Annotated in this window: 11 protein-coding genes, 2 tRNA genes and 2 rRNA genes; all 15 read right to left on the reverse strand. The window is 26.5% G+C overall.

Annotation, left to right across the window (positions count from 1 at the left end):
- Window positions 1-10: 10 nt before the first annotated feature.
- Window positions 11-2,883 (reverse strand): 23S ribosomal RNA (locus MDPP_RS00085).
- A gap of 69 nt (window positions 2,884-2,952) precedes the next feature.
- Window positions 2,953-3,029 (reverse strand) — tRNA-Ile (locus MDPP_RS00090).
- A gap of 82 nt (window positions 3,030-3,111) precedes the next feature.
- Window positions 3,112-4,642 (reverse strand): 16S ribosomal RNA (locus tag MDPP_RS00095).
- Together the 16S and 23S rRNA genes with 2 tRNA genes alongside form the textbook arrangement of a ribosomal RNA operon.
- Window positions 4,643-4,812: 170 nt before the next feature.
- A tRNA-Tyr gene (locus MDPP_RS00100) sits at window positions 4,813-4,898 on the reverse strand.
- 147 nt (window positions 4,899-5,045) lie between these two features.
- Window positions 5,046-6,749: a membrane protein insertase YidC gene (yidC, locus tag MDPP_RS00105; protein ID WP_144658173.1), complete on the reverse strand. Its 1,704-nt coding sequence runs from the start codon at window positions 6,747-6,749 to the stop codon at window positions 5,046-5,048.
- A 7-nt stretch (window positions 6,750-6,756) separates the two neighbouring features.
- Window positions 6,757-7,110, reverse strand: coding sequence for a ribonuclease P protein component (gene rnpA, locus MDPP_RS00110; protein WP_144658174.1), 354 nt, complete (start codon window positions 7,108-7,110; stop codon window positions 6,757-6,759).
- A gap of 203 nt (window positions 7,111-7,313) precedes the next feature.
- Window positions 7,314-7,448, reverse strand: coding sequence for a 50S ribosomal protein L34 (gene rpmH / locus MDPP_RS00115; protein ID WP_144658175.1), 135 nt, complete (start codon window positions 7,446-7,448; stop codon window positions 7,314-7,316).
- Between the two features lie 31 nt (window positions 7,449-7,479).
- Window positions 7,480-8,052 carry a hypothetical protein gene (locus MDPP_RS00120; RefSeq protein ID WP_144658176.1) on the reverse strand — a complete coding sequence of 191 codons (573 nt, stop codon included), beginning with the start codon at window positions 8,050-8,052 and terminating at the stop codon, window positions 7,480-7,482.
- A 61-nt stretch (window positions 8,053-8,113) separates the two neighbouring features.
- Complete coding sequence (gene rplT / locus MDPP_RS00125; protein WP_144658177.1) at window positions 8,114-8,752, reverse strand: 50S ribosomal protein L20; 639 nt, start codon at window positions 8,750-8,752, stop codon at window positions 8,114-8,116.
- A gap of 49 nt (window positions 8,753-8,801) precedes the next feature.
- A complete protein-coding gene (gene rpmI, locus MDPP_RS00130) occupies window positions 8,802-8,996 on the reverse strand; it encodes a 50S ribosomal protein L35 (RefSeq protein ID WP_144658178.1) in 195 nt (64 codons plus the stop codon).
- A 16-nt stretch (window positions 8,997-9,012) separates the two neighbouring features.
- Window positions 9,013-9,588, reverse strand: coding sequence for a translation initiation factor IF-3 (gene infC, locus MDPP_RS00135; RefSeq protein ID WP_144658179.1), 576 nt, complete (start codon window positions 9,586-9,588; stop codon window positions 9,013-9,015).
- A gap of 396 nt (window positions 9,589-9,984) precedes the next feature.
- On the reverse strand, window positions 9,985-13,677 hold the full coding sequence (locus tag MDPP_RS00140) for an AAA family ATPase (protein ID WP_144658180.1): 3,693 nt from the start codon (window positions 13,675-13,677) through the stop codon (window positions 9,985-9,987).
- 680 nt (window positions 13,678-14,357) lie between these two features.
- On the reverse strand, window positions 14,358-15,014 hold the full coding sequence (locus MDPP_RS00145) for an adenylate kinase family protein (protein WP_144658181.1): 657 nt from the start codon (window positions 15,012-15,014) through the stop codon (window positions 14,358-14,360).
- A 375-nt stretch (window positions 15,015-15,389) separates the two neighbouring features.
- Window positions 15,390-16,160, reverse strand: a complete 771-nt coding sequence (gene tpiA, locus MDPP_RS00150; protein WP_144658182.1) for a triose-phosphate isomerase — start codon at window positions 16,158-16,160, stop codon at window positions 15,390-15,392.
- 41 nt (window positions 16,161-16,201) lie between these two features.
- The gene (locus tag MDPP_RS00155; RefSeq protein WP_144658183.1) at window positions 16,202-16,747 is read right to left on the reverse strand and encodes a helix-turn-helix domain-containing protein; all 546 of its coding nucleotides are present in this window, start codon (window positions 16,745-16,747) and stop codon (window positions 16,202-16,204) included.
- Window positions 16,748-16,814: the final 67 nt, after the last annotated feature.

Here is a 16,814-nt window from a genome sequence, read left to right on the forward strand (position 1 = left end):
ATAAAGAAAAAAACTAAAGTCAATGGATCTATTAGTACTAGTCAGCTGAAAAGATCACTCTTCTTACACCTCTAGCCTATCAACCTGATCGTCTTTCAGGGATCTCATAGGGAAATCTCATCTTAAGGGAGGCTTCACACTTAGATGCTTTCAGTGTTTATCCTTTCTATACATAGCTACTCAGCTGTGGCTCTGGCGAACCAACTGAAACACCAGCGGTATATCCATCCCGGTCTTCTCATACTAGGGACAGCTCCTTTCAAATTTCCAACGCCCACGACGGATAGAGACCGAACTGTCTCACGACGTTCTGAACCCAGCTCGCGTTCCGCTTTAATGGGCGAACAGCCCAACCCTTGGAACCTTCTTCAGCTCCAGGATGCGATGAGCCGACATCGAGGTGCCAAACCGCTTCGTCGCTGTGAACGCTCGGAAGCGATAAGCCTGTTATCCCCAGGGTAGCTTTTATCCGTTGAGTTACGGCCCTTCCATGCGGTACCGTAAGATCACTAAGTCCGACTTTCGTCCCTGCTCGACTTGTAGGTCTCGCAGTCAAGCTCCCTTATGCCTTTACGCTCTCTAAATGATTTCCGACCATTTTGAGGGAACCTTATGAACGCCTCCGTTACTTTTTAGGAGGCGACCGCCCCAGTCAAACTGCCCACCAAACACTGTCCCTCGCAATCCACTTGCGGAGGTTAGAATCTAAAAAATAAAAGGGTGGTATCCCAAGGATGACTCCTTGTCAACTAGCGTCAACAAATCTCTGTCTCCCACCTATCCTGTACATTTATTTCTCAAATTCAATATTAAGCTACAGTAAAGCTCCATGGGGTCTTTTCGTCCTGTCGCGGGTAACCGGCATTTTCACCGGTAATTTGATTTCACCGAGACTCTTGTTGAGACAGCGCCCAAATCGTTATGCCTTTCGTGCGGGTCGGAATTTACCCGACAAGGAATTTCGCTACCTTAGGACCGTTATAGTTACGGCCGCCGTTCACTGGGACTTCAATTCAATGCTACAGTGATCGAAACCACTTGACATCCCCTTTTAATCTTCCAGCACTGGGCAGGCATCAGCCCCTATACATCACCTCACGGTTTAGCAGAGACCTATGTTTTTGATAAACAGTCGCTTGGGCCTATTCTCTGCGACTTTTACTTTTTATCGTAAAAGTTCTCCTTATCCCGAAGTTACGGAGCAATTTTGCCGAGTTCCTTAACAAGAGTTTTCTCGCGCGTCTTAGTATACTCTACCTTCCCACCTGTGTCGGTTTACGGTACAGGTAAAAAAACAATAACCTAGAAGCTTTTCTTGAAAGTATGACTTCAGTCACGTTACCCTCAAATCTCATTTTTTGGAATAAGAAAACGGATTTGCCTGTCTTCTCAAACTTGATTTTTCAACCCTAATCCATTAAAGGGCGTGCTTAGCCTGCTTTGTCCCTCCATCAGTTGTTTTCTTAGTGCAGGAATTTTAGCCTGCTTGCCATCGACTACGGATTTCTCCCTCGCCTTAGGACCTGACTAACCCAGGGAGGACGAACCTGGCCCTGGAAACCTTGGGTTTTCGACGGATAGGATTCTCACCTATCTTTTCGTTACTTACACCGGCATTCTCACTTCTGATTTCTCCACCACTGCTTCCGCTATGGCTTCACTGACATCAGAACGCTTCCCCTACCATAAATAAAATAAAATTTTTATTTTATCAATCCGTAGCTTCGGTATAATGTTTGAGCCCCGTTACATTTTCGGCGCAAAGTCATTCGACTAGTGAGCTATTACGCATTCTTTAAAAGATGGCTGCTTCTAAGCCAACTTCCTAGTTGTCTTAACATCTCTACTTCCTTTACCACTTAACATTAATTTGGGGACCTTAGCTGACGGTCTGGGCTGTTTCCCTTTCGACCACGGACCTTATCACCCGTAGTCTGACTGCTGATCGTATTTTAATGACATTCGGAGTTTAATTGAGATCGGTACTACGAGGTGTAGCCCTCACTCATTTAGTGCTCTACCTTCATGAAAACAAATAATCAACGCTAGCCCTAAAGCTATTTCGGGGAGAACCAGCTATCTCTGAGTTCGATTGGAATTTCACCCCTAGCCACAAATCATCCAAACACTTTTCAACGTGTCCTGGTTCGGTCCTCCATATAGTTTTAATTATACTTCAACCTGTTCATGGCTAGCTCACTTCAGTTTCGGGTCTATGACATAGAACTAAACGCTCTATTCAAACTCGCTTTCGCTATGGCTCCGTTCCTGAAAACTTAACCTTGCTCTACATCATAACTCGCCGGTTCATTCTGCAAAAGGCAAGCCATCACTCATTAACGAGCTCTGACTAATTGTAAGCATACAGTTTCAGGATCTCTTTCACTCCCCTTTCGGGGTTCTTTTCACCTTTCCCTCACGGTACTAGTTCACTATCGGTCACTAAGAAGTATTTAGCCTTAGGAGATGGTCCTCCCATCTTCCAACAAGATTTCTCGTGTCTCGCTGTACTTTTTGATACACTAGATTTTAAGGATTCCCTTACAGGACTATCACCTTCTTGGGTGTTTCTTTCCAAAAACTTCAAGTTCCTTAAAATTTGTTAACTAGAAAGTTGTATCTGGCTGGTCTGGTTTCGCTCGTCGCTACTACCAGAATCGTTTTTACTTTCTTTTCCTGCAGTTACTTAGATATTTCAGTTCACTGCGTTCCTTTTTTAATCTAAAGATTAAAATACTATAATGTGCTTATAGTAGGTTGCCCCATTCGGAAATCCATGGATCTTCATTTATTTACAACTCCCCATGGCGTATCGCCGTTAATTGCGTCCTTCATCAGCTCTTAGTGCCAAGGCATCCACTGTACGCTCTTGATTCCTTTAATTTATCTTCTTGTCCATGTTTATCTACTTTTCAAAGAACTTTTTTTAAAAGAATGGCTTTTTTACTAAGTTGGTGGGCCTAAATGGACTTGAACCACCGACCTCACGCTTATCAGGCGTGTGCTCTAACCAACTGAGCTATAGGCCCTTTTCTTTTAAAAAAGAAAAACTTATGATTTTTATTCTAAAGTCTTTCAAAACTGAAGATGATTATTTTAAAATTTCCTTAGAAAGGAGGTGATCCATCCCCACCTTCCGGTAGGGATACCTTGTTACGACTTAACCCCAATCATCGACCTTACCTTAGACGGATCCCTCTGCTAATGCAGTTAGGCTACCGGTTTCGGGCACTGCCAACTTTCGTGGTTTGACGGGCGGTGTGTACAAACCCCGAGAACGTATTCACCGCAACATGCTGATTTGCGATTACTAGCGATTCCAACTTCATGAAGTCGAGTTGCAGACTTCAATCCGAACTGAGGCTGCTTTTTTGAGATTGGCTAAAAACTCACGTTTCAGCTACTCTTTGTAACAGCCATTGTATCACGTTTGTAGCCCAGATCATAAGGGGCATGATGATTTGACGTAATCCTCACCTTCCTCCAATATTTCATTGGCAGTCTCGTTAAAGTGCCCACCATAACGTGCTGGTAACTAACGACAAGGGTTGCGCTCGTTCTAGGACTTAACCTAACATCTCACGACACGAGCTGACGACAACCATGCACCACCTGTATCCCTGATAACCTCCACTGTATTTCTACAGCTTTGCAGAGTATGTCAAGACCTGGTAAGGTTTTTCGTGTACCTTCGAATTAAACAACATGATCCACCGCTTGTGCGGGATCCCGTCAATTCCTTTAAGTTTCATACTTGCGTACGTACTACTCAGGCGGAGTACTTAATGTGTTAACTTCAGTACCGAGTTTCCCCGACACTTAGTACTCATCGTTTACGGCGTGGACTACCAGGGTATCTAATCCTGTTTGCTCCCCACGCTTTCGTGCCTCAGCGTCAGTAAAGACCCAGCAAGCCGCCTACGCCTCTGGTGTTCCTCCATATATTTACACATTTTACCGCTGACACATGGAATTCCACTTGCCTCTATCTCACTCTAGTAAGCCAGTTTCTCTAGCGAAACAGCGTTGAGCACTGAAATTAAACTAGAGACTTAACAAACCGCCTACGCACCCTTTACGCCCAATAATTCCGGATAACGCTCGCCCTTTATGTATTACCGCGGCTGCTGGCACATAATTAGCCAGGGCTTATTCATTGAATAGCGTCAAGATAGTTTTTCCACTATTTTTTCTTCTTCAATAAAAGAACTTTACATACCGAAATACTTCATCGTTCACGCGGCGTTGCTCGGTCAGAGTTTCCTCCATTGCCGAAAATTCCCTACTGCTGCCTCCCGTGGGAGTTTGGGCCGTGTCTCAGTCCCAATGTGGCCGTTCAACCTCTCAGTCCGGCTACATATCATCGTCTTGGTAGGCTTTTATCCCACCAACTAACTAATATGGCGCAAGCCCCTCTCTAAGCATACCTTTCGAAAAAGGTCTTTTAAAAATAAAAAGATGCCTTTTTATTTCCTATCCAGTCTTAGCAACTGTTTCCAATTGTTATCCTCGTCTTAAAGGCAGGTTGCTTACGTGTTACTCACCCGTTCGCCACTAAAATCCCGAGGAATTTCCGTTCGACTTGCATGTATTAAGCACGCCGCCAGCGTTCATCCTGAGCCAGGATCAAACTCTTCGTTTAAATAAAAAAAACTTCAAACATCTTTTGAGTTCAAAACCTAATCTATTTATTTATATATATTTTAAAAAATTGCTTAAAAAAAATCATCTTCAGTTTTCAAAGAAATAAAATAAAAACAAATATTATGTTTTTGAACTTAATATTTATAATAAAATTCTAATAATATAATATGGTGAAGGGGGATGGATTCGAACCATCGTACCTATTAAGGAGCAGTTTTACAGACTGATGCGTTTAGCCACTTCGCTACCCCTCCTAAAAAATACTATTAAAATATAAAAATATTTAATTTAAAAAAAAATAAAATTTCAAAATTCAATATAACATAATTAATTTTAACATATTTATAAAAAAAATAATATTTTATTTTATAAATAAAAAAAATAAATATATTTAATTTAAATTAAATATATTTATGTTTAATTTTATTAAATTTTTTTTTTATTATTTTGTTATTAATAATTGTTTGTAAAATAGTATAAAAATTGCCTACTAACCAATATAAAGCTAAAGTAATATCTTTGTAAGAAGCAAAAGTCATAGATAATACCATAAAATAACTAATTATTTTAAATAATTTGTCTTGAGTTTGTTTTTTTATTTTTTCTTCTTCAGTTAATATTTGAGTATTTGTTTGTTTTATATAATCAGATTTTTTTAAATTAATTTTATTTAAAAATAATATACTTAAACCAACTAAAAAAGACAATAAAAAGTTAACAATATAAATAATATAAATTTTATCATTAGTATAATTATCATAAAAATAAATAAAACCTAAAAAAGGTTTTGGATCATCATAATATTTACAAAAAATACCACCATTAACACGAAAACGAATTAAAGTTCTAAAAGTTGCTAAAAAAATAGGGAATTGCAAAAAAGCAACAAAAATCCCCAATATATTAAAATTATGTTTACGATAAACTTTTAAAATTTCAATTTGCATTTTTTGCATAGATTCTTTATCTTTTTTTAAATAATATTTATCTTTGATTTTGTTAATTTCCGGTTGCATTAAACTCATATTTAAATTCACAGTACTCATTTTAGTATAAATCGGCCAACATAAAGTTCTTATAATGATAGTTGTTAAAATGATTCCTAAACCTAAATTACCAAAAAAATAACCACTTTGACCTTTTGAAAAAATATTAGAAAAAAAAGACAATAAAGAACCTATAAAAATAATTAAAACATTCCAAATATAACCCCATCCAAAAGCATAGTTCCATTTTAATTTAGAAGGCCATTGAATAGGTAATGCACTAGTTATATCATTAATAAAAACTTCACAAAAATTAATTTCAGAGCCTTCCTTATCGATTAAAAACATATTGGTAGGAATATTATTGATAATTTTTTTTTCACGAATTAAATTATTATAATTTAAATTATTTATCTTCTGTGGCGAATCAATATCTTCTTGAATCAAAAAAGGTAATTCAATTTCTTTTATATTATAACTATTATCATCACTTTTATAAATTTTTCCAAATAATAAAAATTTTGAAGGAGAAAAAAATTTTAATTTATCATATTTATATGATTCAATATATTTTCTTTCAGTGCCTACTGTAACAGTAAAAAAATCTTTAATCTTATTAATCTTTTCACTTTCTGAATTAATGTTACTATTTTCATTATCAAAATAAAAAACATTTTTTTTTTCATCTTGTGAAAATATTTTTTTTAAATAGTCTTTTAAATCTTTTTTAATTTTTTCAATTTCTTCTTTTTCTTCTTCTAATTTTGAATTTAATAACTTATTAAAATATTCAACATTAATTAATTCAATTCTAATTTGATCTGTGTTTTTATGTATATCAAATTTAAATAATTCTAAATATTTTTCAAGTAATATTGTGATATTTTGGTTATCATTAAAAAAGTTATCATTAAAAAAATTGTCTTGTGTTGTAACGCATCCATGTAATTCCGATAACAGTTTCTTTTTTAAAATAATTTTGTTTTCTAAAAAATGAAAATTTAAAGACTGATTGTCTGTTCTTGTTTTTCGTAAAATAAAAATCAAAAACAACAACAAAAAAACAAAGATAAAAAACTTACTTGGAAAAAAATTTTTTCTGTCTGTTTTTATATTCATAATTTAATCAATAATACCCTTTTTTAACAATTAAAAAAGACTTTTTGAGTAAAAATAAAAAATTTTTTTCTAAATCAAAAAAATTAAGTTCTTTTGAAATAGAATTAATGACAAGAACAAAAGAAGCTTTTGGTTCTATTAAAGACATATTATTATGAATAATAATTCTTAAACGTCTTTTGATTAAATTTCTTTCATAAGCTTTGCCATATTTTTTATTAACACTTAAAGCAAATTTAAAATTTTGAAAACATGGATTTTTTATATAATATAATAAAAAAAAGCGATTCTTTACATTTTTCTTAAATTTAAAAATTAGATTTATTTCGCTTTTTTTTTTTAAAATAAATTTCTTCTTCATAATTTCATAATAAAAAAAATGATAATATTTCCTTTTATTTTTAAATTTTATTAATTTAAAAAAATACATTTAACATCATCAGAAAAATAAAAAAATCATCAAATAAAAATGAATTTTTATTAGTGAAAATTTTATTAAAATTAAATAATCAAAATATTTTTATTTTTGTATATAGAAATGAACATTTTTTAAATTAAAAAATGTTAAACAATCAAACGCTTACGTCCTTTGGCTCTTCTAGAAGAAAGAATATTACGTCCACCTACGGTAGAAATTCTCTTTCTAAAACCATGTGTTCTTTTTCTTTTGATTTTGCTTGGTTGATAAGTTCTTTTCATAAAATCAAAACCTCTTTCGTTAGTAAATTTGTTATTTTTTTTTAATTAAAATTTTTGTTAAAACAAAAATCGAACAAAATAAAAAAATAGAACCTAATAAACGCTGAATAAACTTATCAGCTTCAAAACCTTTTCCTAAAAGATAAAAACTTAAACTTAAAAAAAATAAATTTAAAAAGAAATAATAAGAAGAAAAAATATTTTTATTATTTTTTAAGTAGCTAATATATAGTTGTATAATACAATGAAAAATCAAAATATAATAAATTATATAAGTTTTTTTAAACACATCATAAGATCGTAATATCTTTTCATCAGAAGAAAATATATTTATCAATCCTATAACGCTAAAAACACAAAATTCTAAAAAAAACAAAAATTTAAGAAAACCTTTATTTTTTTTAAAATTAACAAAAACTAACCAATAATTAATAAAAAAAATAAAAATTCCTAGTAAAAAATTATTAAAATTAAAACTCCCTATTTTAAAACTATCAGCCAAAAAACAAGATAAGGATAATATTGTAAAAAATAAAACCTTAATAATAGAAAAAATAATTTCTTTATTTCTTTTATTATTATTAATTTCTATTTGTTTTTCCATTTTTACACACTCTTAATGAAATATTTAATCCTATTTTTTAATCGCAAATCATAAAAAAAAATTATTTTCTTTTATATTCTTCTAAAAATTTAATTAAATCTGCTTTTTTGAATTTAGAAATATTTTTGATTTTATATTCTTTTGCTAATTTTTTTAATTCAGAAAGTAACATTTTATTTAAAATTAAATCTTCTGATTTTTCTTGTTTTTGTATCAATTGATCTTCGACTTTGAATTCATTATTTTTTTTTATTCGTTGTTCTAAAGAAAAATATTTTTGATTTTCTATATCAATCGCTTCTTTTTTTTGATTTTCTTTTTCTACTAAAATACTATCTTGTTGTATTTTTAAATTATTTTTTGCTAAAGATACATAATGACCGAACATTTCTGGTTCTTGCATAGCCATATCAGCTAACATCTTACGATTAACTAAAACCTTAGATAAAGAAAGACCATGGATAAAATGAGAATATTTAATATTATGTTCTAAACAACACGCATTAATTCTTATAATCCATAATTTTCTAAAATCTCTTTTTCTTTGTCTTCTATCTCTATAGCTATATTGCAAAGAACGCATAACTTGTTCATGTGCTGTTTTATAAAGAACGCTTTTAGAACCGAAATATCCTTTAGCTAATTTTAATATTTTCTTACGACGTTTATGTCTAGCATTTACAAAATTTATTTTTACCATTTTTTTACTACTTTCTTACTGATAATGAATTAATCCGATATTATTCAGATTAAAAAAGATATTTAATTCTTTTAACATCTGAAGGATCAACCTTAGTAATACCTCTAAGTTGTCTATTTTGTTTCGTAGTTTTAGAACCGGCTAAATGATTTTTATATGCATGTCTTCTTAAAAATTTGCCTGTTCCAGTGATTTTAATTCTTTTTTTTAAACCTCTATGAGTTTTTTTTTTAACTTTCATCATAAAATAATTTTACCTTTTAATTATTTTTTTTAATCTTTGGAGATAGAAAAGCAATCATTTGATTTCCCTCCATTTTTAGTGATGTATCGATAATAGCAATATCTTGTACATTTGATATAATTTTGTTCAAAATATATGTTCCTAAATCAGTGTGTTGAATCATTCTTCCTCTAAATATTATAATAATTTTAACTTTATTGTTTTTAATTAAAAAATTACGTGCTTTTGGAATTTGTGTATTAAATAAATCGTTATCTTGAATATTAGGACTCATACTAATTTTCTTAATAACAATTTGATTTTGTTTTTTTTTGATTTGTTTTAACTTTTTTTGATGTTGATAACGAAATTTAGAATAATTCATTAAACGTACTACTTTAGGAGAAGAATTAGCGCTTATTAACAAAGCATCTGTTTCTTTTTCTGAAGATATATTCATTATTAAAGATTTATCAAAAATTCCTAATTTTTCTCCATTTTCATCAATTAATAAATATTCACCTTGAGGAATTTTTTCATTATATAAAATATCCATTACTTTATTTTCTTTAAAATTATCTTTATTCTTATTTTTTTTATATTTAATGCTCAAAAAAAACTCCTTTTAATTAAAAAATTTTTATTTTTTAAAAAAATAAAAAATACTTATAAAAAGTATTTTTTCTCTATTAAATAAAGCATTTATATATACAAAATAATAAAAAATTATATTATTTGATTATTATATTAATTCATATTAATGTTATATTTGTGCTTCTTAACCCAAAAATTTTTCAAATTAGGTAAATTTTTCAGGTAGTCAAGAGAAAAAATCCCTTTTCATTTTCACATATTTTTGTTAAACAAAATTCTTAAATCCCAAAATAACTACATTCTTAATTATACAGCAAAAACATAAATTTTCAATTTTAAATATTTTTTATATAGCTAATTATATAAATAAATTAATATTTGAAAATAAAATTTTTATATAAAATCCAAAATATCTTTATTTATTCTTAGAAGAGCGTGAAAATTTTATTGAAAAAAATACAAATAATACAAATAATACAAAAAAATAGAAATTATCTAAAATATATGAAATGAATTTATTTTGATTATCAATATTTTCTGCTTTATATCTTTTAACAAATGATAATATTTTTTCATTTATTTTTTCATTTGTTGCATTATCTTTTTCTAATTCTTTTTTTGCTATAAATAAAGCAGATTTTTTGATAAATTCTATCTCTTGTGTATCTATTTTTTGATCTAAAAAATTATCTATAAAAAAATATTTATGAACAATATCAAATATTTCTTCTTTAAATTTTATTTCGAATTTTTCGATATAATCGTTAATATATTTTTGAATTTGTTCTTTAATATTATTTAAATTGATCTCTCCATAAAATAATTCTTGCTTTAATTTTTCTTTAACAGTATTTTTAAATTTTTCTTTTTCGAGAAAAGGCAATGATATTTCTAATTTTGTATATATGGGTAAAAAAAATTCTAAATTAAAAATATCTTCTATTTCTTTTTCTTTTTGTTGTTCTATTTCTGTTTCAATTATTGAATAAGAAGGCGGTACTTTGCTAAATTCTATGTTTTCTTTTAATCGAGTATAAACTTTGTCTTTGATTCGATTTTTAATTTTTTTTATTTCAATTTCAGAAAATACTTTTTTATTAAAAAATATTTTTTCATCAATTAAATTTTGTATTTTTTGTTTTAATAACATATTTGGATATTGTAAAGATTTTGGTTTCATTTTGTTGCAAATTTTATCTTTTAAATTTTCTATAGAATAAATTTTATTTTCGCTATCAAGAAAACTAAAATCCACTTCACTAGAAATATTTTGTTTAATCATGTTTGAATGCCCATCATCAACTATATAATTAGATGAAATAATTGCTAAAAAAATATTTTCACATAAATTTTTTTTAATTTGATCGATATAATTCAAAATATTTTTTTCAATATCTAATTTATTATTGTCGATTTTATAATAAAAATCAGATATTTTTGAATTAAAATTTTTATCAAATTGCAAAAAAGGATATTTAAAAATAATTTCATTTTTAAATTTTTCGGATATTGTTTTATTATATTCTATTTTATTTATATCCCATATAAAATAAATTAGTTTAATTTTTTTATCTAAAGCTATTTGTAAAACTTCTTCTAAAGTTTTAATATTTTCTATATTTAAACTAGAATATGATTTTTCATCATTTGTATTCATATTCGATGAAGGATATTCAAAATAAAATCCTAATAGTCTTTCTGGAAAAGGATTTTCAGAATTATAAAAAGCTTTAATTTTGTCTTTATCTAAACTAAAACTGATTTGTTTTCTTTCTTGATTAACATCATTAAAAAAAAATTGATTTGATAAAATATTGGGGCGAAAAATAAATTCAAAATATTTTTTTTCTTTATCATTTAATTGGCTATCTTTAAATAAATGTTTAATAGATATTTTTTTATATTGTTTAGTAGAAAATAATTCATCCAATTCATGTTTCTTATGTTCATGATTTCCCCAATCAAAATAAATATTCTCATTTATTATTTCAAAAGCAAATTTTAAATCTATAGGTAAAATATTTAAATGTTGAAAACTTTGTTCTTGTTGTTCTTGATTATGGCGTTCTATAGCTATCTCGGCTGCTTTTTCTAATAATAAAACTATTTTACGCGGTGTTTTGAAAAATTCTTTTGGCGAATCATTAATTTGTTCTGCGATTTGATCTAGATATTGAAAAGATCTTATATCTAATCGATATTTGCTAGCAAACATTTTTAAAAAAATATTAATTTCCTCTTTTTTTAATATATCTATTTTAATGTGAGTGTCAAAACGGCTTATAATAGCAGGATCTATCATATTCTTATAATTAGTAGTAGCTATAATGAAAACTGGTTTTTTTGGATCGGTATAAATTCCATCTATTTGAGATAAAAAAGATGTTACGTTATTTCCATGATCAGAACTTACATGATCAGAAATACGTTGCTTAAAAATATTTTCACATTCATCAATTAACACAACACAAGGTGAATGTTTTCTAGCTTCTTCAAAAAGACTTTCGATTATTCTTGAACCTTCGCCTACATATTTTTGTGAAAAATCAGATGATGTTACAGAAAAAAAGGGAAGTTCAGATTCTTTTGCAAAAACTTGTGCTAAAAAAGTTTTTCCTGTTCCTGGTGGTCCATATAATAAAATTCCTTTGGGACTTTTTTTTACACCTATTTGTTTGTATAATTCCGGTTGTTTAAGACGTTTTAAAATTTGTTTTAATTGTTTAACTTCTGATTCCATTCCGATAACATCTTTAAATGAGCTAAAATCATCTGTTTTCTTTAAAAATTTAGCATTAATGTTTTTTTTATTTTCATCCATTATTGTTGTTTTTTTTAATTTTTCTTCATCTTCATTTTTTGATTTTTGTTCTTCCAAATATTTGATTAATTGATTATAATTATTATCGTTTTTGACAAGAATATCTCCTAAGCGTTCTGTATTTTGCGTTAAAATTTTGTCAAAAGCAGACATCATTATCGGATATACACCTGTTGTCAAAAAATTATTTTCAGATGATAAATTTAAAATTTTGTTTTTGCTTTCGTCTAGTTCAACACGAACATCTTTTAAAGCATCTTCTTTATTTTTTAAAAGAGTCGTTAATGCTTGTTTGTCTTCGATCGACACTCTTCTTAAATTATTAATTTGATTCTTTTGTTCTGTTAATCGTATTTCTAAATTATTCGATTTTTTTTGTTCTTCTTCGATGTTTTGTCTTGCTGTTGTTAATTCTTGATTAAGCGAAACAATATTTATATTTAAACTTTCAATTTCTTTGTTTAATATCTGTTTCGTTTTTTCAGATAAATTTTTATTCTCGTTTAATTCTCTTTGTTTGTCATTTAAATCTTTTTTTATGTTGGTCAAATTTTGTTCTAAATCCAAAACTACTCTTTTTAAAGATTTTGATTCGTTGCCTAATTTTTCTAAATCATTTTGAAATTGTTGAATAATTGATTCTTTTTCTTGAATAATATTATTATAATTTTTAATTAATTTTTCTAAATTTTGAATTCTTTGTTTTAATTCATCCAAAATTTGTTTTTTATTTGATTCATTCAGATTTTTTTGATTTTCGTTTGTTTGAATTTGTTTTTGTAAATTCTCGATTTCTTCAAAACAATCAATTAAAAAATTAATATATTTTTTGGAAACAAATGATATATTAGCTGGCGACCATGAATTTTTCCAATAATTTCCTTGAATACCGATAAAATTTTTGCTTTTATGCCATAAATATTTTTGATAATTAGCGAAATCTATTGTATTTCCCGGAAAAACAAAAACATATTCCTGAGGTTTATATACAACTGTAGAAAAAGAATCTTTTAAATTATTAAACATATCGTGTTGATCTAAAAACAATATACAATTAATTAAATCATCTGATGACTTAGTTTCAATTTTTAAAAATTCATTTTTAAATTCTTCTACAATTACTTTTAAAACTTTCATCAGTAATTTTTCGTTATTTTTTAATTGCGGAAAGGATTTTTTTAATTTAACAACAGAAGGAGATTGAGAATTTTGTAATAAATTTATATTTTGTACAATTGAAGCTTTAATAATTTTTGAAAAATTTAAAACAAATAATAAAATAAACATTAATATAAAAAATACAACAACATTGATTTTTAGTATAATTTTCAATTTTAATAAAAAACTTTCTAAAAAAATTAAATAATTTTTAAAAATTATTTAATTTTATACCCAACTTAAATAAATATGAAAAATTTTTATAAAAAATTATAAAAAAATATTTTTTCTTAATAATTATTAAATAATTAGAACGATAATCCATTTTAATATAAAAAAATTTTCATTCGATAATTAAATTTAAAATCCTTAAAAATTTTATTTATTTTTTGAAAAATCATTTAATATTTTTCAAAAAACTTACTAAGTAACCTTATTTTAACAAAAAAAGAAATAAAATATCAACTTTTTTTATTTCTTTTTTTAAAAAATTCTTTTAAATGAAAAAAAATTTTGTCCTTATTAAGGGAAATCTCATTTTTAAAAATAATTTGTTTAACTTTTTTTATTTTGAAATATTAGTTTGCAATTATTCAAAATAAAATCAAATAATATTGAAAATTAATTTTAAAAATCTTCTTATTATTTAAATTTTCTTAATAAGAAATAAAATATTTTATCAAAAATAAATTAAAAAATAACTTTTTTTAAATAATTTAATTATTTTATAAAAAATATCGAATTCGGTAAAAAATTCCTCAAATTATTAAAAATATAAATACTTTGCAAGTATATTCAACAGATTATAATTATCTCAATACTTTTAAAATTAAATTTGTTATGAATTGAATAGATGTTTTTGTATTATATTCGTCTACTTTAATTTCTAAAAGTTTATTTATTTTTCTATAATATTCGACTAAAGGAAAAGTTTCTTTTTCATAAATAGATAAACGTTTCATAAAAGTCTCGATATTATCATCTTTTCTTTGAATTAAAAGAACACCGTCATTATCACAAAAATTATTTTTGAAAGGTGGTTTTGTTTCTTTATGATAAATTTCATGACATTGAGGACAAATAATTCTGCCTAAAATTCTTTTTTTTAAAAATTCTATTTTAGAATTAAAATAAATTACTTTTGTTAAAATAATTTTTTTATTTTCAAATTCTTGAGATAAAAAAAAAGATTGAGATAAATTACGCGGATAACCATCTAAAATAAAACCATTAGAAATATCAATTTGTGATAAATATTGACTTATCATTTTATTCGTAATCTCATTAGGCACTAAAAGACCTTTATCAATAAAATCACAGATTATTTTACCTAAAGGAGTTTTATTTTCTAAATTTTTCCTAAAAATATCACCTATAGAAATATGAGGGATTTTAAAATATTTAGATAATATAGAAGATTGCGTACCTTTTCCAGTAGCAGGAGGACCTATTAATATTAAATTCACTTTTCTTTATATATTTTTACCTTTCTTTTTACCTTGTAAAAATCATTTTTTTAAGGTAATTCTCAAGATTTTTATAAATTTTATTTTTTAAATATAAAAAAAATATTGCTTATTCTCTATTCTATTATTTATCCTTTATTTAAAATAAAATTAATAATGTTAAAAAATAAACAACAATGAATAATGAATCCAAATCCAAAAGAACGAATCCAAAATTAATAATTATAACGAACTCACAAAAAACATACCTAATACTTATATCATATATATATAAAAATTTCAATAGTTGAAATAAAGAATTAAAGAGATAATTTAAAAAATCATTTTTTTTTTTTTTTTTTCAAAAAACACTAAATATCATAAAACAATAATATATTACAATAAATAATTTTTATTAGTTGCTATTTTAGTAAAATACAAAAAATCTTCTACTTTTAAAGAGCTTTTTCCAGCTAAAATACCATCAATTTCTTCTTGTTTTAAAAATGAATCGATATTTTTAATATTTATAGAACCTCCATAAATAATTCTAATTTTTTGAGATATTTCTAACGAAAATTTAAAAGCAATTTGTTCTCTAATATATTTTATAATATCATTAGCCTCTTGTGGAAACATATTTATTCCTGTGCCAATTGCCCATATAGGTTCATAAGCAAAAATAATTTTTTTAATCAAAGATATGTTAACATTTTTAAAAATTTTTTCTAATTGGTTTTTTAAAAGTATTTTGTTTTTTTCTTTATCTGCACTTTCGTTATCTCCGCCCAAACAAATAATTGGATGAATTGAATAAGATAAAACAGATAATAATTTTAAATTAACAATTTCATCCGTTTCGCCAAAAAATTTTTTTCTTTCGCTATGCCCTAATAAGACATATTTAACTCCTAAAGAAACTAAATTTAAAGGTGAAATTTCACCAGTATAAGGTCCTTCTTCAAGATAAAAAACATTTTGTGCGCCAATTCTTAAATTTTCTCCTTCTATTTTAGTTAAAGTATCTAATAAAGTTATTTGAGGAAAAATAACTGTATCCACTATATTTTTATCAGGAACCATGTTATTAATTTTAAAAACAAAATCTAAAGCCTCATCTTTACATTTATACATTTTCCAATTACCAGCGATAATAATTTTTCTCATTCTGAACTCCTTATGATATATAATATGTATATATTTAAAAATTAATCTACTGAAGAGGGCGATATTACCTTTAAAATCTTAACCATTTTTTTATTATTATGATTTGATAAATAATATTCTTTATTCGTAGATAAATAAAAAGTTTCGCCTTCTTTTACAAAAAATTGATATTGATTTAAAAATAAATTTACTTCTCCTTCTAGAACTAAACAAAAAACATCACTAACATTTGGCCTTTCGATCGTTGTTTGACCGTATGGTTCTATTTCGATAATCATCGGCTCCATATTATATTTAAGAACTTGTGGAAAAAGAAAATATGTGATATGTTTTAATTCTTTATTACTAATAGATGAAAAATCTTTTTTTTGCGAAATTAATTCTATATTATTTACTTGTTTAAAAAAATCCGAAATAGATATTTTAAAAATTTGTAATAAAGAAAACAAAACTTTTAAAGAAGGAGAAATTAAATTATTTTCAATTTGTGAAATATAACCACTTGTAACTTTTACACGTTCGGCTAATTCTTTTTGAGTTAATTGTTTTTTCAATCGTAAATATTTAATTTGAAAGCCTATATTCATTATTTAATTGCCTCAATAAGTAAATTAAATCTATCTTTTATATTCTAAAATAAAAATTAATCATATA

Origin of the sequence: Candidatus Phytoplasma pini (genome assembly GCF_007821455.1) — a bacterium.
Taxonomy (GTDB): Bacteria; Bacillota_I; Bacilli_A; order Acholeplasmatales; family Acholeplasmataceae; genus Phytoplasma; species Phytoplasma pini.